The sequence below is a fragment of the Rhodobium orientis genome (assembly GCF_003258835.1).
Taxonomy (GTDB): Bacteria; Pseudomonadota; Alphaproteobacteria; order Rhizobiales; family Rhodobiaceae; genus Rhodobium; species Rhodobium orientis.
This window is the reverse complement of the sequence record NZ_NPEV01000037.1, coordinates 15,861-38,118: the sequence shown is the minus strand read 5'-3', so window position 1 is coordinate 38,118 and position 22,258 is coordinate 15,861. Positions and strand designations below refer to the sequence as shown.

The window sequence follows — 22,258 nt, the reverse complement described above, 5'->3', positions numbered from 1 at the left end:
AATGGGTAAAGTAACAGGCTTCCTCGAAATCGACCGGCAGGATCGCAAGTACCTGCCGGCGTCGGACCGCATCCAGAACTACCAAGAGTTCGTGATCCCGCTGAAGGAACCGGTGGTGCGCGACCAGGCGGCGCGCTGCATGAATTGCGGCATCCCCTATTGTCACACCGGCTGCCCGGTCAACAACCAGATCCCGGACTGGAACGACCTCGTCTACCAGGACGACTGGCGCGAGGCGGTGCGCAACCTGCACTCCACCAACAACTTCCCGGAATTCACCGGCCGCGTCTGCCCGGCCCCTTGCGAGGCCGCCTGCACGCTCAACCTCATCGACAACCCGGTGACGATCAAGACGATCGAATGCGCCATCGTCGACCGCGGCTGGGACGAGGGCTGGATCGTGCCGGAACCGCCGGCGGCAAAGACCGGCAAGACCGTCGCCGTGGTCGGCTCCGGACCGGCCGGCATGGCCGCCGCCCAGCAGCTCGCCCGCGCCGGCCACGACGTCCATCTCTATGAGAAGAACGCCTCCGCCGGCGGCCTGCTGCGCTACGGCATTCCTGACTTCAAGATGGAAAAGCGCCTGATCGAGCGCCGCGTCGACCAGATGGAGGCCGAGGGCGTCACCTTCCATTACAACGTCAATGTGGGTGTCGACGTCACCACCGCCGAACTGATGGAGGGCTATGACGCCCTGGTTCTGGCCGGCGGCGCGGAAAAGCCGCGCGACCTGCCGATCGAGGGCCGCGACCTCTCCGGCATCCACTTCGCCATGGAGTTCCTGCCGCAACAGAACCGCCGCAACGGCAACGAGTCCCTCGGCGACGTCGAGCCGATCCTGGCCACCGGCAAGCACGTCGTCGTCATCGGCGGCGGCGACACCGGCTCGGACTGCATCGGCACCTCGGTGCGCCAGAACGCGCTCTCCGTCACCCAGTTTGAGATCATGCCGCGCCCGCCGGAGAAGGAGGACAAGCTCCTGACCTGGCCGAACTGGCCCTTAAAGCTGCGCACCTCCTCGTCCCATGAGGAAGGCGCGGAGCGCGAGTTCTCCGTTCTGACCCAGCGCTTCGAGGGCGGCCCCAACGGCAACGTCCGGGAGCTTCACTGCGTGCGCATCGACGACAAGATGCAGCCGCTGCCGGGCACCGAATTCGTGCTGAAGGCCGACCTGGTGCTGCTGGCCATGGGCTTCGTCAGCCCGGTCCATGAGGGCATGCTGGCCGATCTAGGCGTTGACCTCGACCATCGCGGCAACGTCGCCGCCAACACCGAGGACTACGTCTCCAGTGTCGACAAGGTGTTCGCCTGCGGCGACATGCGCCGCGGCCAGTCGCTGGTCGTCTGGGCGATCCGCGAGGGCCGCCAGGCCGCCCGCGCCGTCGACGAGTACCTGATGGGATCGAGCGACCTGCCGCGCTGATTTGCGAGGTCACGAACGGACAAACGAAAAGGCCCGCCAGAGCGTTTCCGGCGGGCCTTTTTCTCATTGATAGGCCCCGCGGCCGAGGCCCGGTCAAAAAAACTACCTGCGCGGCCAGCCGAAATCGTCGACGCGCCCGGTTTCCGGTGGCAGCGGCTCGCCGCGCACGATCACCTTGTTCTGCAGGCTGTCCTCCTTCGGCGCCAGCGGCGTCTCTTCGCCGGCAAGCGGCTCGCCGACCCGCGCCGTCGGTCCGGTCAGCGGCAGCACGGCGCCGATCTTCGGGCCCACCGTGCCGTCCGCATTGAGGCCTGGCAGGAACACACCGCCGGCACCGGTCTCCAGCACCCGCCGCAGTTCCTTTTCCACATAGAAGGCGAGCTTGCGGTAACCGGATCCGGTGAAATGGATGCCGTCCCCGGCCCTCAGGATCGTCGTCTGGCCCTCGACGTCCGGCCCGGTCCTCGTATAGCGCCCCTCCTCGTCGACGAAGCGTTGCCAGATGTCGACGAAGACGACGCCGGAGAGTTCCGCCTCGGCCTTGTAGACGTCGTTGAAATGGGCCATGTCGGCGGAGAACTTGCTGGAGCGCGTCGGCGGCAGGCCGACCCAGATCACCGGCTTGCCGCTGGCCGCAAAGGCCTTCAGCATGTCGACGACCCGCGCCCGGTAGCGCTTTTCCCATTCCTCGGTACGAAGCTGGTGCGAGCCGTCGGCATCGCGGATGCGCTGGCGGTCGTTGACGCCGACCATGACGACGATGGCGTCGACCCTCTCGTCGCCGGCGAAAAACTGCCTCAGTTCCGTCGGCCAGTTGAAATAGTCGTCGCGCACGAGGCCGGACGAGCCGTTGACCCAGCTGCGGATCTGCACCTTGGGCGAGTCGGCGAACGCCACTTCAAGCCCCTTGCCAAGGCCGCGGGCGAGCGAGTCGCCGACCACCAGCACGACATTGGCGTCGGGATCCTTCGGCACGGCCACCGGCGCCGGCTTGTGCTGCCGGGCGGGCCGCTGCTGATGCCGCCGGGCGGTACCGCGCGAGCGCTTGGTCTTGCGCGAGGCGCCCGACCGGTCGCGCCGCTTCGCGCCGAACAGGCGGAACAGCGGGCGCAGCGGATGGAAGCCCTCGTTGCGGGCAACGACGATGCGCTTGTCCTCGGCCTTGGCGGTCGAGCCGGCAACGCCGCAAAGCGCGACGATCACAGCAACGATGAGGGCGCTGGCCGCCAGGACGGTGCGGCGCGCCAGAATGCTTCGGCGCTCCAGCATGCTTCGGCGCATAAGTCCCGCCATTTTGGGTTCCCCTTGTCCAACGGGCGCCGAAAAGCTAGCTCACGGCGCCCGTTCGATCCCATTATAGGTTCCCGGCATCAATATGGCGAGGGACGCGCGATCAACCGTCCTTCAGATTGCTGAGGAGACGGGTGTTGGCGTAGCCGTCCGGCGGCATGCCGATGCGCTTCTGGTAGTCGCGGATTGCCGCCCGGGTCTTCGGCCCGAGCTTGCCGTCGACGGAACCCGCGCCATAGCCGAGCCGGTTGAGGAGCGCCTGTAATTCGCGCGTCTGCGAGTGCGTCAGCGGCTTTTCCTCGCGCGGCCAGGACGCCGCCAGCGATCCCGCCCCCATCAGCTTGTCGGCCAGGTGCCCGACCGCCAGCGCATAGGCGTCGGCATTGTTGTAGCGCTTGATGACGCGGAAGTTCTTCAGCATCAGGAAGGCCGGGCCGCGCGCGCCGGCGGGCATCAGGAGATAGGCCTCGTCGTCCGGGCGCGGAAACACCCTGCCGAGAACGCGGGTCACGCCGAGCGCCTGCCATTCGGCGATCGACCGCTTGCCGTGACCGTCGGCGAGCGCGAAGTTGAAGCCGCGCGGCAGGTCGACCTCGTAGCCCCAGGTCTTGCCGCTGACCCAGCCGGAGCGGTTCAGATAGGCCGCCGTGGAGCCGAGCGCATCGGGGATAGAGGTCCAGATGTTGCGCCGGCCGTCGCCGTCCATGTCGACCGCATAGGCCTCGAAGGTCGTCGGGATGAACTGGGTATGGCCCATGGCGCCGGCCCAGGAGCCGGTCATGTGGCGCGGGGAGACGTCGCCGCGCTCCAGGATCTTCAGGGCCGCCACGAGTTGGCTTTCGCCGAACCGCTGCCGCTTGCCCCCGGCATAGGCCAGCGTCGACAGCGAGCGGATCACGTTCTTGACGATCTTGGGATTGTTGAGCACCTCGCCATAGGAGGACTCCATGCCCCAGATAGCGACGACGACGTGGCGGTCGACGCCGTATTTGGCTTCGATCCGGTCGAGCCAGGTCTTCCACTCAACGAGCTTTTCCCGGCCGTTCTCGACCCGGCGCTCGGAGGCGGCGGACCCCAGATACTCCCAGATCGGGGTGACGAATTCGGGCTGCCGCGACGCCTTCTTCAGGATGTCGGGATCGGGGCTGACGCCGGCAAAGGCCGAGCGATAGGTGTCCCAGGAAACGCCCGCCGCCTTGGCGGTCGGCCAGAAGTCCCTGATCCAGCGGTCGAAGCGGGCATCGGCCTTGGCGCCGACGGACGCGGCCAGGACGAAGATGACCACAGCGGCCCAAAAACCGACAAGGAATGCGGCACCGCGCAGCGAGCCTGCCGTGATGCGGGGAGAAATACCGGTCAATTGTGCCTCCTTTCGGATATCCATTCGAAACAGGTGAAAACGCTTGTCGACGGGCGCGGTCAGTGCCGCAGGATCACGCCGGCCTCGATGCTGTGCGCGCGGTAGTCGTTGCCGCGTTCGCTGGAATCGAGATCCTCGTAGCCGTAGCGCGCGACGGCCGCGACATTGCGGTTGAACGACCATTCGACGCTCGCGTCCGCGGTGCGCCGCCATTCGGTGACGGGGCTCGATTCGTAGTCGCGATAGGAGAGCCCGAGCGCACCGACGAGCTTGACGTTGCGGCGCAGCGACCGGGTCGCGGTCAGGCCGCCCTTGTATTCGATCGAGCCGGCCGAACCGGTCAGCGTCGTGGTGTCGAGCGTGGTCGAGCCGGTCAGCGCGATCGTCGTCAGCCGGCTCGGCGACCAGGTCAGCGTGCCGTCGACGGTCGGGCCTTCCAGCGCCTTCAGCCGGCCGTCGCGCGGCTCCTCGCGGCGCCAGCCGGCGGCGAGATCGCCGGTCAGCTTCGAGGCCATGTCGATGGCGACGCCGCCGCGCAGGGAATAGCCGTCGCTGGAGCGCCGGTATCCGTCGGCATCGCGCTCGTCGTCGAGCTGGCGCTGGAACATGGAGCCCTCGACATAGGGCATCAGGGCCGGCGAGACCTTGTAGCCGGTCCTCAGCGAAATCTCGGTCAGGGTGTAGTCGCGGCCGGTGCCGCCGTCGTTGGAATCATAGGACTGGCGCTCTACGGAACCGCGCAGCCGCACCTGGAACCGGCGCACGTCCTGGACGATCGCCGCCGCCCCGGTCAGCGTGTGGATGTCGGCCCGGTCCGTGCCCTTCTTGCGCTCAGCGCTCTCGGCCTCTTCCTGTTCGAGCTGGTAGCCCGATTCCAGTTCCAGCTTCGTGCCGTCGCGCACGTCGATGCGGCCGGTCGCCTCTCCCTCAAAGGTCGGCGTGTCCTCCGTGGCGCTGTCGATATAGCCCGTGTACTCGCCATTGAGATTGACGTTCAGCGAATGCCGCGACCAGTCGGACTGCACGTCCAGCGACGGGCGGATGCGATAGAAGGCGCCGGACTTGCCGTTGTGGTCCTGGTCGACATTGGTCGAGCCGCCGCCGGTCGTCTCGATCGACGGCTTGAGGATGAAGGAGCCGGCGCGGATGCCGAGCGGCTCGTAGGCGTCCTTGTCGTCGCCGAAATTATCCTCCGGCGCCTCGGCCGTCACCGTGGTCTCGGCCCGCTCCATCACGGTGCCGTCGGCATTGCGCGGTCCGGGCTGCACCGGCTGCACGGCCCGCACCGCCTCCGGGCGACCGCCAAGCCGCTCGCGCCGTGCGTCCTCGGCCGAGCGCGGCCGCGGCGGCGTTCGGGTGCCGTCGGCGGCCGGCGTCGCGGCATCGCTGTCCGCGGTTTGGTCATCCGTGGCGCCGAACAGTGCGTCTTCGTCGTCGCTGAAGCCGCCATCCGTCGGCGCGCTGCCGCGAAGCTGCACGTCACCGTTCGCGGTCTGGCCATGGGCCGGACCGACGGCAGCGACAAGGACGACCGCAAGGGCCACAAGGCAACCGCGCATATCCATGATCGGCGACGATGAAAAGAGGGACACCCGCACCCCGTTTCGAAATCTGGCCGCAAGGGCCGGTTCTTTCCGAAAAGTAAAGGGGCAGGGTTAATGTTTCGTTGGCATCGCGCCGCCAATTCCTGTCAAAGGCGGTTTTTCCGGCGGAAAATCCGTGAAACGCGGCCGAGAACGCGCTATAGGTGTCGCCTAATGGGGACAGTGGCGGGACGTCGTGACGCGCCGCCCGATTTTGCCGGATTGTTGCCACATAGTGGTCGCAATCGCGGACTAGCCACGAGCTTCCCCTTGCCCAACGCCGGGTACAACGAAAACAAAATGGTGTAAAATGGCGAAGCTTGCAATCGTCGGCGGTGGCCCCTTGAGCGTGATCGACCATAGTGACGTAGAGCTTATCGAGTCTGCAGGTCGCACGGTCCACAACGAAATCCAGGGTTTGGTGGCGCTGCAGAAGGCGCTCGGCAATGGTCTTTCGGAGCCTTTCGTCGACGCTGTGCGCCTGATCAGCGGCATTCCCGGCCGCGTCATCGTCACCGGCATCGGCAAGAGCGGCCATATCGGCTCCAAGATCGCCGCCACCTTCGCCTCCACCGGCACCCCGGCCTTCTTCGTCCACCCGAGCGAGGCCAGCCACGGCGACCTCGGCATGGTCACGGCGGGCGACGCCATCATCGCCATTTCCTGGTCCGGCGAGACCCGCGAGATGGCCAGCATCATCGCCTATTCGCGCCGCTTCCGCGTGCCGCTGATCGCGCTGACCTCGAGCGCCAAGAGCACGCTCGGCCGCGCCGCCGACATCGTCCTTGCCCTGCCGAAGGCCGCCGAGGCCTGCCCGCACGGGCTCGCCCCGACCACTTCCACCATCCTTCAGCTTTCGGTCGGCGATGCCATGGCCATCGCCCTTCTGGAGGCGCGCGGCTTCACGCCGCAGGATTTCGGCATCTTCCATCCCGGCGGTCGGCTGGGCGCATCGCTGCAGTTCGTCCGCGACGTCATGCACACCGGCGACCGGGTGCCGCTGACGCCGCTCGACACGCCGATGACCGAGGCCATCGTGCTGATCACACAGAAGGGCTTCGGCTCGCTGGGCATCGTCGACGAGGCCGGACGGCTGGCGGGCATCATCACCGACGGTGACTTGCGCCGCCACCTCGCCTCGGACCTCCTGTCCAAGCGCGTCGACGAGGTCATGACCCGCTCGCCGAAGACGGTGAAGCCGGAACTGCTCGTCGCCTCGGCCCTGGAGATGCTGGAATCCTCCAGCATTTCGGCCCTGTTCGTCGTCGAGGACGAGCGCGCCGTCGGCATCATCCACCTGCACGACCTGTTGCGCGCCGGCGTCGCCTGAGCGAACGCCCGACCGCACCCGCGGTCCTTGTCGGTCGAAACCGGCAGTCTCCCTTTGCCTGCCCGCAGAACACTGCCGGCCGCGCCGCCCCGGCGCGTCTTTCGCCATCGCCGGCGCGCCGTGCGGGTGTCCGCTACCTGCTCTGATCGCAAGGTTTCGTTAAGGTTAACGAAGCGTAAACGGCGCCGTTTTTTGGTGTGCGCTTCCTGAAGCCTATGGCTTATTTCCGAAACGGAGACGAAATTTCGCACCTCGATTAGGGATTATTTAGCCCTGTGATCCATAGACTGCGCCCCGAGGACGGCCGCATGCGGTCTTCCGAGAGGAGTTGGGACAGTTATGGATCTGGCAACAATCATCGGTATTATCGCGGGTACGGCCGTCGTCGTTACCGCGATTTTCCTTGGCGGCAACATCAGCCAGTTCATCGACGTGGCATCGGTTCTTATCGTTCTCGGTGGCGGCCTTGCCGCGACCCTGATCCGGTTCCCGCTCGCCGGCGTCGCTTCGGCCTTCATAACCGGCGCCAAGGTCGCCTTCACCCACAAGAAGATCGAGCCGCGCACCATGATCGAGGAGATCACGGAGCTCGCCGACGTCGCCCGCAAGCAGGGCCCGCTCGGGCTTGAGAACGTGGAAGTCTCCGACGCCACCCTTGCCAAGGGCGTGCAATTCATTGCCGACGGCTATGAGCCGAATTTCATCCGCGAATCCATGGAGCGCGAGCGCGACCTCTATCTCGACCGGCTCGAAGAGGGCCAGCGCATCTTCAAGGCGCTCGGCGACAGCGCACCCGCCTTTGGCATGATCGGAACCCTTGTCGGCCTGGTCCAGATGCTGGCGACCATGGACGACCCCTCGACCATCGGTCCGTCCATGGCGATCGCCCTGCTGACCACGCTATACGGCGCCCTGCTCGCCAACCTGATCTGCATTCCGATCTACGAAAAGCTCGGTGCCAAGGCCAATGTGGAGGACGTCAACCAGACCCTCATCATCGACGGCGTCATGCAGATCCGGGAATCGAAGAGCCCGGCGCTGATCCGCGAGATGCTGATCGCCTATCTGCCGGAGAAGAACCGCGGCGACCTGATCGAAGCCGCGGCGGCGTAGGGGCAGGGCCATGGCCAAGAAGAAGAAGTGCCCTCCCGCCGGCGCACCGGAATGGCTGGTGACCTTCGCCGACCTGATGTCGCTGCTGGTCTGCTTCTTCGTCCTCATCATCTCCTTTTCGATCCAGGACAAGGAGAAGCTGCAGATCGTCGCCGGTTCCATGCGTGACGCCTTCGGCATCAAGGTGGAATCCCGCCACCAGGGCATGATCGAGATCGAGGGCGTGCCGGTGCGCGAATATGTGCGCCGCGTCGCGCCGATGCCGACGGAGACGGATTCCGAGATCGAATCGACCCGCCATGACGGCCGCACCAAGCAGGGCCCGGAAAACAACACCTACGACGTGGAGATCACCGACGTCGAACGCACCCGCCAGTTCGCCACCGCCGCCGCCTCCCTGCGCCAGGCCTGGCAGGACATGCCGGACATCGCCGAGTTGTCGAAGAACATCATCATCGAGGAGAACGACGAAGGCCTCAACATCATGCTGGTCGACCAGGACGGCCGCTCGATGTTCCCGGAAGGCTCCAAGTTCCCCTATGAATCGACCCGGCAACTGCTGGAGCGGATGGCCGAAGTGGTGCGCGCCATGCCGAACCGCATCCGCGTCACCGGCCACACCACCTCCGGGCGGACCTTCAACAATCCGAACTATTCCGGCTGGGACCTGTCCGCCGACCGGGCCAACGCCACAAGGCGCATCCTCAACCAGTTCGGCGTGCGCAGCGACCAGATCTTCTCCGTCGTCGGCAAGGCCGACACCGAGCCGCTGTTCCCGAACGACCCGTTCCTCGCCGCCAACCGGCGCATCTCGATCCTGTTGATGAAAGAGGAACCGCCGCTGCCGCCGGACTACAAGCCGTAGCGGCGCGCCACTCCCCAGTCCCCTAAGCCGTCTCGGCAACCTCGGCCGGCCCGACGCGCAGGAGCGCGCCGTCCGCATCGACGATGGTCACCCGCGTGCCGGCGGCAAGGTCGGGACCGGAAACCCGCCAGACGCTGTCGTCGATCTTCAGCCGGCCGGAGCCTTCCACGATCGGCTCGGTCAGGGTGAAGGTCCGCCCGATCAGCCGCGCGCCGCGGCGGTTGAGGAACGTCGTCTCGGCCGGCTCCGGCTCGCGCGTCCTGCGCAGCAGCATCCGGCTGGCGACCAGCGCGACGACCGCCAGCACCATGAAGACGATGACCTGCGCCTGCCAGCCCCAGGTGATGAACAGCGAGATGGTGCCGACGACGATTGCCGAGACCCCGAACCACAAGAAGAACGTTCCCGGAATGAGGATCTCCACGGCCAGCAGCACCAGGCCGAGCACCCACCAGTTCCAGGGCCCGAGGAAATCGATAACGGTCTCGACGAGTCCCATTACTCGGTCCTCTCACCGGGCCCGGTGCGCGGCACGGAGCCCTGGCGGCGCCTTGCCGCCGCCTCTTCGCCGAAGGATTCCTTGGCGATCTCGGCAATGCCGTTGAGGGCACCGAGGATCGAGGAGGCCTCGATCGGCAGCATCAGGACCTTCTGGTTCGGCGAGCGCGCGACTTCCTTCAGCGCGTCGACATATTTTGTGGCGACGAAATAGTTGATCGCCTGCACGTCGCCCTCGGCGATCGCCTTGCTCACATCCTGTGTCGCCTTGGCTTCCGCCGCGGCCAGACGTTCGCGGGCCTCGGCGTCCTTGAACGCCGCCTCGCGCTGACCCTCGGCTTCCAGGATGCGCGCTTCCTTCTCGCCTTCGGCCTTCAGAATCGCCGACTGCCGCTTGCCTTCGGCCTCCAGGATCGAGGCACGCTTGTCGCGTTCCGCCTTCATCTGCCGCGCCATGGCGTCGACCAGGTCGCGCGGCGGATCGATGTCCTTGATCTCGATGCGCGTGATCTTGATGCCCCATGGCTCCACCGCCGCATCGACCACCTTCAGGAGTCGCTCGTTGATCTCGTCGCGGTTGGACAATAGCTGGTCGAGGTCCATGGAACCCATGACCGTCCGGATATTGGTCATGGTCAGGTTGAGGACGGCGTATTCCAGCCCCGCCACCTCATAGGCCGCCCTCGCTGCGTCCAGCACCTGGTAGAAGGTGACGCCGTTGACCGTCACCGTGGCGTTGTCGCGGGTGATCACCTCCTGGCTCGGAACGTCGAGCACCTGTTCCATCATGTTCATGCGCGCACCGACGACATCGATGAACGGGATGATCAGGTTGAGGCCGGGCCTCAGGGTCTTGGTGTACCGCCCGAAACGCTCGATCGTGTAGTTGAAGCCCTGCGGCACCTGCTTCACGCCCATGAAGACGACGAGGACGATGAGCACGAGGAGGACGATGACGACGATATCGAAACCCGTCAGCGCAAACGGCATTTTGGCTTCCTTTGCTGATGCACCGGACAGCCGGCCCCGCACCGCGCGCGGCTCGCAATGTCCTCGTTCTCGGGTTTTAGCGGGATTCGGCGGCTGCGGCGACAAAAACGGGATTCGAGGCTTAGCGGCCCTCTAACGACGCGGCCCTGTGACCGGTGACGCCGGATCAGATCCAGCCGGAGAGTTCGCGCAGCACCACGGCCTTGATCACCGCCATTCCCTCCTCGCTGTCGTTGAGGCAGGGCAGCGCGGCGAAATGCTCGCCGCCATTCTCCTCGAAGATCTCAGCGTTCTCGCCGGCGATCTCCTCCAGCGTCTCCAGGCAGTCGGCGGCGAAGCCCGGCATGATGACGGCCATCTTCCTGACGCCCTCGCGGGCAAGGCGCGCCACCGTCTCGTCGGTATAGGGCTTCAGCCATTCCTCGCGCCCGAACCGCGACTGGAAGGTGACCATCAGTTTCTCCGGCCCCCAGCCGAGCACCTCGCGCAAGAGCCGCACCGTCTTCTGGCACTGGCAGTGATAGGGATCGCCCTTTTCGAAATAGGACTTCGGGATGCCGTGGAAGGAGGCGAGCACGATGTCGGGCTCGAAATCGAGCGCGGCAAGGTGCTTCTTTGTCGAGGCGGCCAGCGCCTCGATATAGGCCGGATCGTCGTGATAGGGCGGCGCGGTGCGCACCGCCGGCTGCCAGCGCATCTGGGAAAGCGCCTCGAACGCCTTGTCGTTGACGGTCGCCGTCGTCGCCGCGGAATATTGCGGATAGAGCGGCACGATCAGCAGCCTTTCGGCACCGGCCGCCGTCAGCGCATCGAGCTTTTCGGCGATCGACGGATTGCCGTAGCGCATCGCCCAGTCGACGATGATGCGCGGATCGGTCCTGGCCAGATCGGCGCCCAGCTTTTCGCCTTGCGAGCGGGTGATGGTGCGCAGGGGAGATTCGTTGCGCTCGGTGTTCCAGACCTTGTCGTAGAGCGCGCCGGACTTCTGCGGCCGGGTCGACAGGATGATGCCGTTCAGCACCGGCCACCAGATCAGCCGCGGCGCCTCCACAACCCGGCGGTCGGACAGGAATTCCTTCAGATAGCGGCGCATCGACCAGTAATCGGTTCCGTCCGGCGTCCCGAGGTTCACCAGCAGCACCCCGATCCGTCCCGCCGCGATCTCCTCGTGCCCGTCCGGGAAGCGGATGGCGCGGCGCGACGGACCGGAGCCGTTGCTGCCATTGCCTTGATCCTGCGCCACAATCTTCGCTCCGTTTCCGAATTCCAACGACCGGAACATATGACGTCAGGCGCAGGAGTCCACCACGTCAAGGGAACGACGTGACAAAACCCACAAAAAGCCCGCACCGGAGGCCGGAACGGGCCGTTTTTCGAGGCTGTCCCCGGCGCTTTTCCGCAGCCGGGAGCAATCAGAACTCGAACAGGAAGAAGTAGCCGTAGCCGACCAGCACCGCCGGGACGGCGCTGTAGACCGAGGCGAGGAACGCCGCCCGCGGCGCCAGCGCGATCGCCGGGAACAGTGCATCGCCGTCATTGGCGATGGCGTTGGTGAGCTGCGCCGACAGCGGGATGGCGCCGGCCAGATACAGCGTGGTGACGATGATCTGCGGGCCGCAGCCCGGGATCATGCCGACGGCGAGCCCGGCGAGCGGGGCGACGATCGCCCATTCGCCGAACCAGCCCTTCAGGTCGATGCCGAAGAGGAAGACGGTGAGTTCGAAGGCGAGGAACGCCATCACCACCCAGCCGGTGACGAAATTGGTGTCGGCGATCGTGCGCTGCACGGTCGAGCCGCGCAGCCCCTCGCCCTTGCGCACGATGGTGTGGCTGTTGCCATGGATCGAGAAGGCCCACATGGCAAGGCAGAGGAGCGCGCCGACGACGCCGATCTTTTCCGTCAGGCCGGCGCCGGAAAGCGGCCTCATCAGCGCGTCCGCATCGATCTGCAGGGCGCCGAAGACGCCGAGCACGAGGCCCGGCAGCAGCAGGGCGAGCCAGGCCGCGCTGGAGATGCGCGCATAGACCTCCTGGGTCGGCTCGGCGGGCATCGCCCGGCCGAAATCGGGATCGCCGCGCGCCGCCTCCTCGTGCAGGAAATCCGCGCCGTGGACCGCATCGACGATGGCGCCGGAGATCGTGCCGACGACGAGGCTGACGGCGATGACCATGAGCGCCGTTGCCGGATCGCGCGCGATCAACAGGAACGCGGCGTCGCCCATGGTCGCCACCAGCACCGCGACGACGCTGCCGAAGGTGGTGTAGCCGCGCGTGTATTGCGTCACCACGATGATGGCGCCGCCGCAGCCGGGCATGGCCCCGAGCAGCGAGGCGATCAGCGGCTGCCAGCGGGCGCTGCGCGCCAGCATGACGCCGACATCCATCCGCAGCCAGGCTTCCACGAAGTTGACCAGAAACAGCGTGCCGGCGACGAATACCGTCACCTGCAGATAGGCATCGGCGAGCGCCGAGGCGGTCAGGTCCTTCGTGGCATCGGAGATCAGGAGCAGCGCCACGGCGGCGAGCAGTATGATCCGCCACCAGTGCGGATTGACGCGCCAGTCCACCCTGTGGGCGATCAGGCGTCCGGTGGAAAGCGTGAATTCGGTCATCGGTGCGGATCTCTAGCTCGGCGGCAATAAGAATTCTATAACGTTTCTAAGAATGATTTGCAACTACCTTGGCAGACGTGCCTGCCGTCGTCACATTGCAATCGGACGGCGTTAAGATTCTTCTGGAACAAACCGAGAACTGTGCTATCGTCGCCAAACGTTCCGGTTGCAGGGGGTTGTCATGGGAAAGTCGATCGATGCGCTCGCGGCGTCCGTTGCCGTGGCCCTTTTTCTTGTCGCCAGCGTCGCCGCCGATGCCGCGGAGATCACCTTCGTGCTGGTCAACGACATCGACACCATCGAGCATGCCGGGGAGCGGGGCGGCTTTGCCCGTCTCGCCACGGTTGTGAAGGCCGAGCGCGCGGCCCGCAAGAACGTCGTCTTCGTCCATGCCGGCGACAGCCTGTCGCCGTCGCTGCTGTCGGGCCTCGACAAGGGCGCCCATATCGTCGACCTCCTCAACATGACGCCACCGGATGTTTTCGTGCCGGGGAACCACGAGTTCGATTTCGGAAAAGACGTGTTCCTAACGCGCCTTGCGGAGATGAAGTTCCCGAAATACGCCGCCAATCTGCGCCTTGCGGACGGCACTCAGGTCCCGGGCGTCGGCGACAGCCGGCTGATGGAGGTCGACGGCGTGAAGATCGGCATCCTCGGCGTCACGTCCGCCGATGCGCGGGAAAAGTCGAGCCCGGGCGACCTCGTGATCGAGGACGCAGTGAAGACGGCCTTTGCCGAGCGCCGCAGGCTGAAGGAGAAAGGCGCGGACATCTTCGTCGTCGTCGGCCACCTTTCCCGCGGCGAGGACCTCGCCCTTTACCGTTCCGGCGCCTTCGACCTGATCCTGTCCGGCGACGACCACGACCTCTATCTGCAATATGACGGCAGGACGGCAATCGCCGAGTCCCGCCACAATGCCCGCTTCGTCACCGCCGTCGATCTGGATGTGACCGTGTCCCAGCGTGGCGGCCGCCGGCGCATCGACTGGCGCCCCAACTTCCGCATCGTCGATACCGCAGGTGTTGCTCCCGATGCGGCTGTCGCGGCCCGCATCGCCGAATACGAAAAGCGGCTGTCGGAGGAACTGGACGTCGCCATCGGCACCACGGCCAGCGACCTCGACAGCCGGCGCGCGGCCGTGCGCGGCGGCGAGGCCGCGATCGGCAACCTCATCGCCGATGCCATGCGTGAGGCCGTCGCGGCGGACATCGCCATCACCAATGGCGGCGGCATCCGCGGCGACCGGGTCTATCAGGCGGGAACGCCCCTCACCCGCCGCGACATCCTTTCCGAACTGCCCTTCGGCAACCACACCGTGCTCCTGGAAGTCACCGGCAAGACGGTCAAGGCAGCGCTCGAACATGGCGTTGCGCGCATCGAAGAAGGCTCCGGCCGGTTTCCCCAGGTCTCCGGTCTCCGCGTCGCCTTCGACCCTGCAAAACCGCAGGGATCGCGGATCTCCGACGTCGTCGTCGGCGAGGAGCCGCTCGATCCGGAGCGGACCTATCGGCTGGCGACCAACGACTTCCTGGCCCGCGGCGGCGACGGCTACCGCATGCTGAAACGGGCCAAACCGGTGCTCGGTCCGCGCCATTCCGGGCTGCTGGCGAACGCCGTCATGGCCTATATCCGGGATAAAGGGGAAATATCACCTAAGATTGAGAAAAGGATTTATACACCGTAAGCGCAGGGATCGCGGATGTGATCCAGAAAATGAATTCCATCCATAGAATTTTATGTGTCCCGTTAACCCTTCGTATAAAGACAAGTGCCAAACATGCCTGAGTATTTTTGACGAGGGTGATCCCCGTGTCCGCCTTTTCCACAAGCAGCGATTTCGAAGCGCTCCACGTTCTGGTCGTCGACGACAATTCCTTCTTCCGGAAGCTGGAACGGAGCATGTTGCGCCAGCTCGGCGTCGACACCGTCTACGAGGCCTCCGACGGGCTCGACGCCCTGACCCGGCTCGACCAGCGCGAATGCGACCTGGTGCTTCTCGACTGGAACATGCCGTCCTTTCCGGGCGCCGATTTCCTGCGCCTCATCCGCGACAAGGACGACGTCTATTTCCGCTCCATTCCCGTCATCGTGGTGACCAGCTTCGCCAATCAGGCCCTGGTGCTGAAGGCCGTCGAACTCGGCGCCAACGGCGTCGTCGTCAAGCCGTTCTCCATCGCGCTCCTGCGCGACCGCATCCTGGCCACCGGCGCCACCTGTCGCGCCGGCCAGAGCCTTTCCGGCGAACGGCACGAGCGGCTGCCGGCCGTGGCGATTGACGATCCCACCGCGGTCTTCGACATCGACGGCATGATGTGAGGTCCGTGCGGACCCGGGCCGAAGACCCGGCAGCCGGTATCCGGACCCGGATCCGCCGGCGCCTCCCTTAAAGCGTTTTCCGGACGACACGCGCCTCAGACGAAGAACTGCTCCGTCCTCTGGAACCAGGAATCGACCAGCCGGTCGCGAATGCTCTGCTGCGCCCGGCGCAGATTGTGCGGCGAGATCACGGCACTGGCGCCGGCGGCGATCGCCCGCCGTTCCGCCTCCGGATCCTCGCCGTCATAAAGGGCGCAGATCATGCCGGAGCGCAGCGACGCATCCCGCGACACCGTCTCCAGGAAGCCGTAGTCGTCGGCCCGTCGGCCGCTGATGTCGAAAAGGATCATGTCCGGCGTCATGCGCCCGTAGCTGTTGCCGCAGCGGCGCAGATAATCGAGGCCCGTGCGGCCGTCCTCGCAGACGTCCACCTTGATGCGGATCGGCGCCTTTTCCAGCATCTTGCGCATCGCCACAGCATCCCGTTCGTCGTTCTCGACCATCAGGACAAGGGCATCGAAGACTTCTTCGTCGGTCATCGCATCATTCCTTCATCGGCCTTTTCGGGGGCGTTCCGTCACCTCTTTCCAGATTTGTTACCGACTAAAGAAATGGAGATATAAGCTGAAGATAGAAAGCCCCATTTTTTCAGGGGTGTAATTCTATCTACGTACTTTTGACACGGCGCTCTGCCGAGGACATTCGAAATGCTTACATTTTGAATCACTTTAGCGCGATTTTATTCATAAACTCTTTCATCGGCGATGATCTTGCCGTCGTTCGGCAGCGTGCCCGGCGCGACCATCTCGACGGCCCCGCCGAGCTTGGTCACATCGCGCAGGGTTTCCCCGATCGCCGCCTTTAATCCGGCATCTGGCGTATCGCTTTCGACCTTCAGCGTCATGACATCCTGGTCGTTGGCGCGGCCGATCTCCAGCCGCGCCCGGTCGATTTCTGGATGCCGCTTCACCACCCGGTCGATCTGCGCCGGATCGACGAACATGCCCTTGACCTTGGTGCGCTGGTCGGCCCGGCCCATCCAGCCCGCAATCCGCATATTGGTGCGCCCGCACGGGCTCGTCCCCGGCAGCACCGCGGAGAGATCGCCGGTACCGAAGCGGATCAGCGGATAGACCGGGCTGAAATTCGTCACCACCACCTCGCCGACTTCGCCGTCGGTGACCGGCTCACCCGTTCCCGGCCGCACGATCTCCACGATCATGTCCTCGTTGACGATCAGCCCCTCGCGGGCGGCGCTTTCATAGGCGATGACGCCGAGATCGGCGGTCGCGTAACACTGGGCGACGTCGACGCCGCGGTCCGCGTATTCCTGGCGCAGGTCCGGGAACAGCGCCCCGCCGGAGACGAGCGCACGCTTGATCGAGCGAACCGGCCGCCCGAGTTCGGCCGCTTTGTCGAGGAGCACCTTCAGATAATCCGGCGTGCCGGTATAGCCGACGGGCTTCAGGGTGGCGATCGCCTGCACCTGCGCCTCCGTATTGCCGACGCCGGCCGGAAACACCGTGCAGCCCAGCGCCTGCGCCCCGCGATCGAGGATGAAGCCGCCCGGCGTCAGGTGGTAGGCGAAGGCATTGTGGATGACGTCGCCCTGGCGAAACCCGGCGGCAAACAGCGCCCGCGCCCCGTGCCAGGGATCCGACCCGCCCCCCTGCGGCTCCCAGATCGGTCCCGGCGACATGAACACACGCGAAAAGCTGCCGGGCGCGCCGGCAACGAACTCGCCGAAGGGCGGCCGCGCCTTCTGTGCCTCCATCAGGTCGGACTTGCGCAGCACCGGCAGCCTTGCAAGCTTTGCCCGGCTGTCGATGGCGGCAAGGTCGAACCCGTTCAGCCGCCGCTCCCACCCCGGCGCCTTGGCCACCGCCATCTGCAGGTGTCCGACCAGATGGGCGAACAGCCGCCGCTCCCGTTCGTGGGGATCAAGGGTCTCGGTGTCGTCGAAATACTCGGTCATGCCGCCCTCTTTTGGTGTTGCGGGCCAGGGCACCGGACCGAAATGGGCAAAAGGGTTTCGGCAAAATCCGATGCTGAAAAATGTGATCGACCGCCGACGCGGTCCGGTTCAAGCGCCCTCCCCCGGTGGCGCCGACGCTAAGCCAGCCAGCGCTTGCGGCGCTTGTAGTGCTTGACGTTGCGGAACGATTTCCGCCCCTCACCGCCGACGCCCAGATAGAATTCCTTGACGTCCTCGTTCTCGCGCAGCGCATGGGCCTCGCCGTCGAGGACGATGCGCCCCGATTCCAGAATATACCCGTAGGTGGCGTATTTCAGCGCTATATTGGTGTTCTGCTCGGCCAGCAGGAAGGAAACGCCCTCGCGGCTGTTAAGCTGCTGGACGATCTCGAAGATCTCCTCCACAAGCTGCGGCGCCAGCCCCATGGACGGCTCGTCGAGCAGGATCATGGTCGGCCGCGACATCAGCGCCCGGCCGATCGCCGTCATCTGCTGCTCGCCGCCGGAGGTGTAGCCGGCCTGGCTGCGCCGCCGTTCGCGAAGCCTTGGAAAATAGTCGTAGACCAGTTCGAGGTCGCGCCGGACCGCGGCGCTGCCGTCGCGGCGGGTATAGGCACCGGTGAGCAAGTTCTCCTCCACCGACAGGTGGCCGAAACAGTGCCGCCCCTCCATCACCTGGATGCAGCCGCGCTTGACGAGGTCGTTCGGCGACAGGTTCTGCACCTCATTGCCGCGAAAGACGATGCTGCCCTTGGTGACCTCGCCGCGCTCGGCCCGAAGCAGATTGGAGATCGCCTTCAGCGTCGTCGTCTTGCCGGCACCGTTGGCGCCCAGGAGCGCGACGATGCCGCCCTCCGCGACCTTCAGCGACACGCCCTTCAGCACGAGGATGACGTGGTTGTAGATCACCTCGATGTTGTTGACGACAAGGACCGGATCGGCGACCGGCGCGGTCCGTGCCGAAGATGCCATGCTCACGCGGCCATTTCCTTTCTCGTCATCGGTGACGGCACGCCCGAAAGGCCCGGGCGTGCCGCAGCCAGGCCCGCCGCTATTCGCAGGTCCGCGGGGTGATGTTGGCTTCCTTGGCGTAGGCCGCGGAATCTTCTTCGATCAGCGGATCGACGACCTCCCGGTCGGCCGGGATGTAGTCGGTGATCAGCGACCATTTCTTGGCCTTGGCGTCCCATTGCTGGATGGCGCCGAGGCCCGGCCCGCCATGGTTGGCGCAGCTCACCTTGACCGGCACCGTGAAGCCCGGCAGGCCGAGCTCCTCGAGCCGCGCCTCGTCGACGTTGAGCGCTTCCATGCCGTCGCGCATCATCGCCGGCGTGATGTCCTTGGTGTCGTGGATTGTCATCGCCGTGCGCGCCGCTTCCACCGCCCACATCGCAGCCACCATGCCGCGATTGTAGAGCACGGTGCCGGCATTGGTGCCGTCGCCGGCGGCCTTGCCGGTGTCGTAGACGTGCTTCTTCAGGTCGGCATAGATCGGGAAGTCGTCGCCGACGCCGTGGAAGGTGATGGCCTTGTAGCCGTCGGCGCCGTCGCCGGCCGGCAGCACGTCGTTTTCCGAGGCCGACCACCACACGCCGATGAAATGGTCCATCGGGAAGCGGATCGAGGCGGCCTCCTTGATCGCCACCTGGTTCATCACGCCCCAGCCCCACATGATCACGTAGTCGGGCCGGTCGCGGCGGACCTGCAGCCAGGTCGCCTTCTGCTCCTGGCCCGGATGGTCGACCGGCAGGAGCGTGAGCGAAAAGCCGTGCTTTTCGGAGAGCTTTTCAAGCGTGCGGATCGGCTCCTTGCCGTAAGCGGAGTTGTGGTAGACGAGCGCGAGCTTCTTGCCCGAGATGTCGCCCCCCTCCTCGCTCATGATGTATTTGACGATGATCGAGGCGGCGTCCCAGTAGGTGCCGGGATAGTTGAAGATGTATTCGAACACCTTGCCGTTGGCTGCCGAGGTGCGGCCGTAGCCCATGGAGTGGATCGGCACCTTGTCGGCCGTCGCCTTGGGGATGAGCTGGTAGGTGATGCCGGTCGACAGCGGCTGGTAGACGAGGCTGCCGAGGCCCTTGGTGGACTCGTAGCACTCCACGCCCTTGGTCGTGTTGTAGCCGGTCTCGCATTCCGGGTTGTCGATCTTGACGCCCTCGATGCCGCCGTCGCGCTCGTTGATGAGCGTGAAATAGTCGGAATAGCCGTCGGCGAACGGAATGCCGTTCGGCGCGTAGGGGCCCGTGCGGTAGCTGAGCGAGGGGAACACCAGTTCGGCCATGGCCGGCGTGGCGAGCCCCACTGCGAGCGCTGTCGCAAGCGCGATCCTTGTCAATTTCATTGTCGTTCATCCTCCCGTTGGTGTTTTCGGCCCGGTTTTGTCCGGGCGTTTCGTTGCTGCCGCCCTCGGCGGCGTGAGGTGATTTTTGTGACTGGCGGCGCACCCCGCGCCGATCTGAAAAATCTCTGCCCTAGTGCGGGAACGGCCAAAGCCTCAGCTTCTCCTTGGTGGTCCGCCACAGGGCGGCGATGCCGTGCGGCTCGACGATCAGGAAAAAGATGATCAGGCCGCCGACCAGCATCAGTTGCAGATATTGCGACAGGTCCGTCGGCCAGCCGAAAGCGCCGACGAAGATGTTTTTGAAAAGCACCGGCAACAGCACCATGAAGGCGGCGCCGACCAGCGAGCCGAAGATCGAGCCGAGCCCGCCGATGATGATCATGAACAACACCATGAAGCTCTGGTTGATGCCGAAGGCTTCCGTCACCTCCGCCGCCCCCTGCCACAGCGCGAAGAACAGCGCCCCCGCCATGCCGATATAGAAAGACGAGACGGCGAAGGCGGAGAGCTTGGTCCGCAGCGGATTGACGCCGATGATCTCCGCGGCGATGTCCATGTCGCGGATCGCCATCCAGGACCGGCCGATCCGCCCGCGAACGAGGTTCCGCGCGACCCAGGCAAAGACGAAGAGGAAGGCGAGGCAGAACAGATAGGTCGTTGCCGGCTGCGCGGCAGCCCCGGTGACGGCAAAGCCGAAGACGGTGCGCTCCGGCGCCGTGATCTGGCCGGTGGCCGAGTAGTTGTAGAACCACGGCACCTTGTTGAAGAGCCAGACGAGAAAGAACTGCGCGGCGAGCGTCGCGACCGCCAGATAAAAGCCCTTGATGCGCAGGGACGGCAGCCCGAACAGGATGCCGACCGCGGCCGTGACCGCGCCCGACAGAAAGATGATCGGCACCATGTTGAGGTCCGGAAAGGCGGTCATCAGCTTGTAGCAGGCATAGGCCCCGACGGCCATGAAGCCGCCGGTGCCGAGCGAGACCTGGCCGCAATAGCCGGTCAGGATGTTGAGGCCGAGGGCGGCGAGCGCGAACACCATGAACGGGATGAAGACCGCCTTTTCCCAATAGTCGTTGATGAGAAACGGCACGACCAGGAAGGCGAACGCCGTCACCGACCAGAAAAAGATCCGGTCGAAGCGGATCGGGAACGTCGCCTGGTCGGCCTTGTAGCTGGTCTTGAACTCGCCGGCTTCGCGGTAAAACATCAAACCTCTTCCCAGGTGGCGGCGTTGTCGTCGAACTCCCGGCGCTGCGGGTCGACGATGCAGAAGCGGTGGCCGGTCGGGGCCTCCATGACGATCCAGCTCTTCAGTTGCCGCACCTCACGGGCGCCGAGGGCGGCAAGGCGATCCCGTTCGGCGTCCTTGTCGTCGGTCTCGATGTCGAGATGGACCCGTGGCTCGTGGTCGACGGCCTGGATCAGCACCCGGATCTCGTCGCCCGGCCCCTGGATCACGGCGTATTTCCCGTCCGCATCGATGCTTCCCGGCAGGCCGAGAAGGCCCGACCAGAACACCAGGGCGTCGGTAAGGTCGTCGGTCTTGCAGTCGATCACGATGCATCCAAGGCGGCTTTTGTGGCTCATGTCATCCTCACACTCTTTCGATGATCCTTTCGCCGAACAGCCCCTGGGGGCGGAACAAAAGGAAAACAAGCGCGAGCATATAGGCGAACCAATTCTCTGTCGCCCCGCCGAGCATGGGCCCCAGATAGATCTCGAACAGCTTCTCGCCGACGCCGATGATGAGGCCGCCGATGATGGCGCCGGGGATCGAGGTGAAGCCGCCGAGCATGAGCACGGGAAGGGCCTTGAGGGCGATCAGCGACAGCGAGAACTGGACGCCGGACTTCGCTCCCCACATGACGCCGGCGACCAGCGCGACAATGCCGGCGACCGACCAGACCACCCACCAGATGGTCTCCAGCGAGATGCCGACGGAGAGCGCCGCCTGGTGGTCGTCGGCAACGGCCCTGAGCGCCCGTCCCATCTTGGTGTACTGGGAAAAGATCGTCAGCGAGACGACGAGCAGGACGGCGACGATGGCCGCCGCGATCTCCAGCTTTTCAACGAACATGCCGGTCGCATCGATGATGGTGTCGGACGGCCCGGTCGGCAGCCCGACGTCGAGCGTCTTGACGTCGGCGCCCCACATGATGTCGCCGAGACCTTCCAGCACGTAGGCGAGCCCGATGGTCGCCATGAAGAGGATGATGCCCTCCTGGTTTACGAGCTTGGAAAGCGCCAGCCGCACGATCAGCCAGGCCAGGCCGATCATGACCAGCAGCGTCAGCACGATGGCGAGGAAGGTGTGCGTGCCCTCGCCCCAGTGCTGGATGTTGGTGCCGAGGACGGCGTTGATGAGATGGGAGAACGGCACCTGCCCGGTCTGGAAGCCGACCAGCGTCAGCGCGGCAAAGAGCGCGAGCACCCCTTGCGCGAAATTGAAGATGCCGGAAGCCTTGAAGATCAGCACGAAACCGAGGGCGACCAGCGAGTACATCACCCCGGCGAGGAGGCCCGACACCACCACTTCCCAGAAAAAGACGTCGAAGAAAGCCAT

The 22,258-nt window shown here is 65.3% G+C and carries 20 protein-coding genes; 6 read left to right on the top strand and 14 right to left on the bottom strand.

Going from position 1 to position 22,258, the window contains the following annotated elements:
* Position 1 precedes the first annotated feature (1 nt).
* Entirely contained in the window at positions 2 to 1,423 is a 1,422-nt protein-coding gene (locus tag CH339_RS15960) for a glutamate synthase subunit beta (protein ID WP_111435369.1), read from the top strand.
* A 102-nt stretch (positions 1,424 to 1,525) separates the two neighbouring features.
* On the opposite strand, the gene CH339_RS15955 is transcribed toward CH339_RS15960, so the two are convergent.
* The 3 genes from CH339_RS15955 to CH339_RS15945 all read right to left on the bottom strand — a co-directional run bounded on the left by CH339_RS15955 (position 1,526) and on the right by CH339_RS15945 (position 5,632).
* Positions 1,526 to 2,716: an SGNH/GDSL hydrolase family protein gene (locus tag CH339_RS15955; RefSeq protein ID WP_111435368.1), complete on the bottom strand. Its 1,191-nt coding sequence runs from the start codon at positions 2,714 to 2,716 to the stop codon at positions 1,526 to 1,528.
* 100 nt (positions 2,717 to 2,816) lie between these two features.
* Positions 2,817 to 4,073: a lytic murein transglycosylase gene (locus tag CH339_RS15950; protein ID WP_244668990.1), complete on the bottom strand. Its 1,257-nt coding sequence runs from the start codon at positions 4,071 to 4,073 to the stop codon at positions 2,817 to 2,819.
* A 59-nt stretch (positions 4,074 to 4,132) separates the two neighbouring features.
* Positions 4,133 to 5,632: an outer membrane beta-barrel protein gene (locus tag CH339_RS15945; protein ID WP_146610206.1), complete on the bottom strand. Its 1,500-nt coding sequence runs from the start codon at positions 5,630 to 5,632 to the stop codon at positions 4,133 to 4,135.
* Between the two features lie 334 nt (positions 5,633 to 5,966).
* On the opposite strand from CH339_RS15945, the gene CH339_RS15940 reads away from it, so the two are divergent.
* From CH339_RS15940 to CH339_RS15930, 3 genes are all read left to right on the top strand, one after another.
* Positions 5,967 to 6,986 (top strand): KpsF/GutQ family sugar-phosphate isomerase, encoded by a 1,020-nt coding sequence (locus CH339_RS15940; RefSeq protein WP_111435365.1) that lies wholly within the window; start codon positions 5,967 to 5,969, stop codon positions 6,984 to 6,986.
* 339 nt (positions 6,987 to 7,325) lie between these two features.
* Positions 7,326 to 8,099, top strand: coding sequence for a motility protein A (locus CH339_RS15935; RefSeq protein WP_111435364.1), 774 nt, complete (start codon positions 7,326 to 7,328; stop codon positions 8,097 to 8,099).
* 10 nt (positions 8,100 to 8,109) lie between these two features.
* On the top strand, positions 8,110 to 8,964 hold the full coding sequence (locus tag CH339_RS15930) for a flagellar motor protein MotB (protein WP_111435363.1): 855 nt from the start codon (positions 8,110 to 8,112) through the stop codon (positions 8,962 to 8,964).
* Positions 8,965 to 8,986: 22 nt separating this feature from the next.
* Here CH339_RS15930 and CH339_RS15925 read toward each other — a convergent pair whose 3' ends face one another.
* From CH339_RS15925 to CH339_RS15910, 4 genes are all read right to left on the bottom strand, one after another.
* The gene (locus CH339_RS15925; protein WP_111435362.1) at positions 8,987 to 9,463 is read right to left on the bottom strand and encodes an NfeD family protein; all 477 of its coding nucleotides are present in this window, start codon (positions 9,461 to 9,463) and stop codon (positions 8,987 to 8,989) included.
* Positions 9,463 to 10,452 (bottom strand): SPFH domain-containing protein, encoded by a 990-nt coding sequence (locus CH339_RS15920; RefSeq protein ID WP_111435361.1) that lies wholly within the window; start codon positions 10,450 to 10,452, stop codon positions 9,463 to 9,465. The genes CH339_RS15925 and CH339_RS15920 overlap by 1 nt, the downstream gene beginning before the upstream one ends.
* A 166-nt stretch (positions 10,453 to 10,618) precedes the next feature.
* Positions 10,619 to 11,641: a ferrochelatase gene (gene hemH / locus CH339_RS15915; RefSeq protein ID WP_245408156.1), complete on the bottom strand. Its 1,023-nt coding sequence runs from the start codon at positions 11,639 to 11,641 to the stop codon at positions 10,619 to 10,621.
* Positions 11,642 to 11,864: 223 nt separating this feature from the next.
* Positions 11,865 to 13,064: a putative manganese transporter gene (locus tag CH339_RS15910; RefSeq protein ID WP_111435359.1), complete on the bottom strand. Its 1,200-nt coding sequence runs from the start codon at positions 13,062 to 13,064 to the stop codon at positions 11,865 to 11,867.
* A gap of 181 nt (positions 13,065 to 13,245) precedes the next feature.
* Between CH339_RS15910 and CH339_RS15905 the strand changes: the two genes are divergently transcribed.
* On the top strand, positions 13,246 to 14,748 hold the full coding sequence (locus tag CH339_RS15905) for a bifunctional metallophosphatase/5'-nucleotidase (RefSeq protein WP_111435358.1): 1,503 nt from the start codon (positions 13,246 to 13,248) through the stop codon (positions 14,746 to 14,748).
* A gap of 125 nt (positions 14,749 to 14,873) precedes the next feature.
* A complete protein-coding gene (locus CH339_RS15900) occupies positions 14,874 to 15,380 on the top strand; it encodes a response regulator (RefSeq protein ID WP_170138546.1) in 507 nt (168 codons plus the stop codon).
* A gap of 95 nt (positions 15,381 to 15,475) precedes the next feature.
* Here the strand turns inward: CH339_RS15900 and CH339_RS15895 are convergent, their stop codons facing one another.
* From CH339_RS15895 to CH339_RS15865, 7 genes are all read right to left on the bottom strand, one after another.
* Entirely contained in the window at positions 15,476 to 15,919 is a 444-nt protein-coding gene (locus CH339_RS15895) for a response regulator (protein WP_111435356.1), read from the bottom strand.
* A gap of 200 nt (positions 15,920 to 16,119) precedes the next feature.
* A complete protein-coding gene (locus tag CH339_RS15890; protein ID WP_111435355.1) occupies positions 16,120 to 17,355 on the bottom strand; it encodes a phenylacetate--CoA ligase family protein in 1,236 nt (411 codons plus the stop codon).
* A gap of 137 nt (positions 17,356 to 17,492) precedes the next feature.
* Positions 17,493 to 18,326 (bottom strand): ABC transporter ATP-binding protein, encoded by an 834-nt coding sequence (locus CH339_RS15885; RefSeq protein WP_111435354.1) that lies wholly within the window; start codon positions 18,324 to 18,326, stop codon positions 17,493 to 17,495.
* A gap of 79 nt (positions 18,327 to 18,405) precedes the next feature.
* The gene (locus CH339_RS15880; protein WP_111435353.1) at positions 18,406 to 19,695 is read right to left on the bottom strand and encodes an ABC transporter substrate-binding protein; all 1,290 of its coding nucleotides are present in this window, start codon (positions 19,693 to 19,695) and stop codon (positions 18,406 to 18,408) included.
* Positions 19,696 to 19,825: 130 nt separating this feature from the next.
* Positions 19,826 to 20,902: a branched-chain amino acid ABC transporter permease gene (locus tag CH339_RS15875; RefSeq protein WP_111435352.1), complete on the bottom strand. Its 1,077-nt coding sequence runs from the start codon at positions 20,900 to 20,902 to the stop codon at positions 19,826 to 19,828.
* Positions 20,902 to 21,282 (bottom strand): VOC family protein, encoded by a 381-nt coding sequence (locus tag CH339_RS15870; protein ID WP_111435351.1) that lies wholly within the window; start codon positions 21,280 to 21,282, stop codon positions 20,902 to 20,904. Before CH339_RS15870 ends, CH339_RS15875 begins: the two co-directional genes overlap by 1 nt.
* 7 nt (positions 21,283 to 21,289) lie before the next feature.
* Positions 21,290 to 22,258 (bottom strand): branched-chain amino acid ABC transporter permease, encoded by a 969-nt coding sequence (locus CH339_RS15865; protein WP_111435350.1) that lies wholly within the window; start codon positions 22,256 to 22,258, stop codon positions 21,290 to 21,292.

Bases quoted from the DNA above. Each gene is read 5' to 3' on its own strand.
- CH339_RS15955 (WP_111435368.1), bottom strand. From the start codon at position 2,716: ATGGCGGGACTTATGCGCCGAAGCATGCTGGAGCGCCGAAGCATTCTG.
- CH339_RS15880 (WP_111435353.1), bottom strand. From the start codon at position 19,695: ATGAAATTGACAAGGATCGCGCTTGCGACAGCGCTCGCAGTGGGGCTC.
- CH339_RS15930 (WP_111435363.1), top strand. From the start codon at position 8,110: ATGGCCAAGAAGAAGAAGTGCCCTCCCGCCGGCGCACCGGAATGGCTG.
- CH339_RS15960 (WP_111435369.1), top strand. From the start codon at position 2: ATGGGTAAAGTAACAGGCTTCCTCGAAATCGACCGGCAGGATCGCAAG.
- CH339_RS15940 (WP_111435365.1), top strand. From the start codon at position 5,967: ATGGCGAAGCTTGCAATCGTCGGCGGTGGCCCCTTGAGCGTGATCGAC.
- CH339_RS15890 (WP_111435355.1), bottom strand. From the start codon at position 17,355: ATGACCGAGTATTTCGACGACACCGAGACCCTTGATCCCCACGAACGG.
- CH339_RS15865 (WP_111435350.1), bottom strand. From the start codon at position 22,258: ATGGCTTTCTTCGACGTCTTTTTCTGGGAAGTGGTGGTGTCGGGCCTC.
- CH339_RS15905 (WP_111435358.1), top strand. From the start codon at position 13,246: ATGGGAAAGTCGATCGATGCGCTCGCGGCGTCCGTTGCCGTGGCCCTT.
- CH339_RS15870 (WP_111435351.1), bottom strand. From the start codon at position 21,282: ATGAGCCACAAAAGCCGCCTTGGATGCATCGTGATCGACTGCAAGACC.
- CH339_RS15935 (WP_111435364.1), top strand. From the start codon at position 7,326: ATGGATCTGGCAACAATCATCGGTATTATCGCGGGTACGGCCGTCGTC.
- CH339_RS15875 (WP_111435352.1), bottom strand. From the start codon at position 20,902: ATGTTTTACCGCGAAGCCGGCGAGTTCAAGACCAGCTACAAGGCCGAC.
- CH339_RS15925 (WP_111435362.1), bottom strand. From the start codon at position 9,463: ATGGGACTCGTCGAGACCGTTATCGATTTCCTCGGGCCCTGGAACTGG.
- CH339_RS15885 (WP_111435354.1), bottom strand. From the start codon at position 18,326: ATGGCATCTTCGGCACGGACCGCGCCGGTCGCCGATCCGGTCCTTGTC.
- CH339_RS15920 (WP_111435361.1), bottom strand. From the start codon at position 10,452: ATGCCGTTTGCGCTGACGGGTTTCGATATCGTCGTCATCGTCCTCCTC.
- CH339_RS15945 (WP_146610206.1), bottom strand. From the start codon at position 5,632: ATGCGCGGTTGCCTTGTGGCCCTTGCGGTCGTCCTTGTCGCTGCCGTC.
- CH339_RS15910 (WP_111435359.1), bottom strand. From the start codon at position 13,064: ATGACCGAATTCACGCTTTCCACCGGACGCCTGATCGCCCACAGGGTG.
- CH339_RS15895 (WP_111435356.1), bottom strand. From the start codon at position 15,919: ATGACCGACGAAGAAGTCTTCGATGCCCTTGTCCTGATGGTCGAGAAC.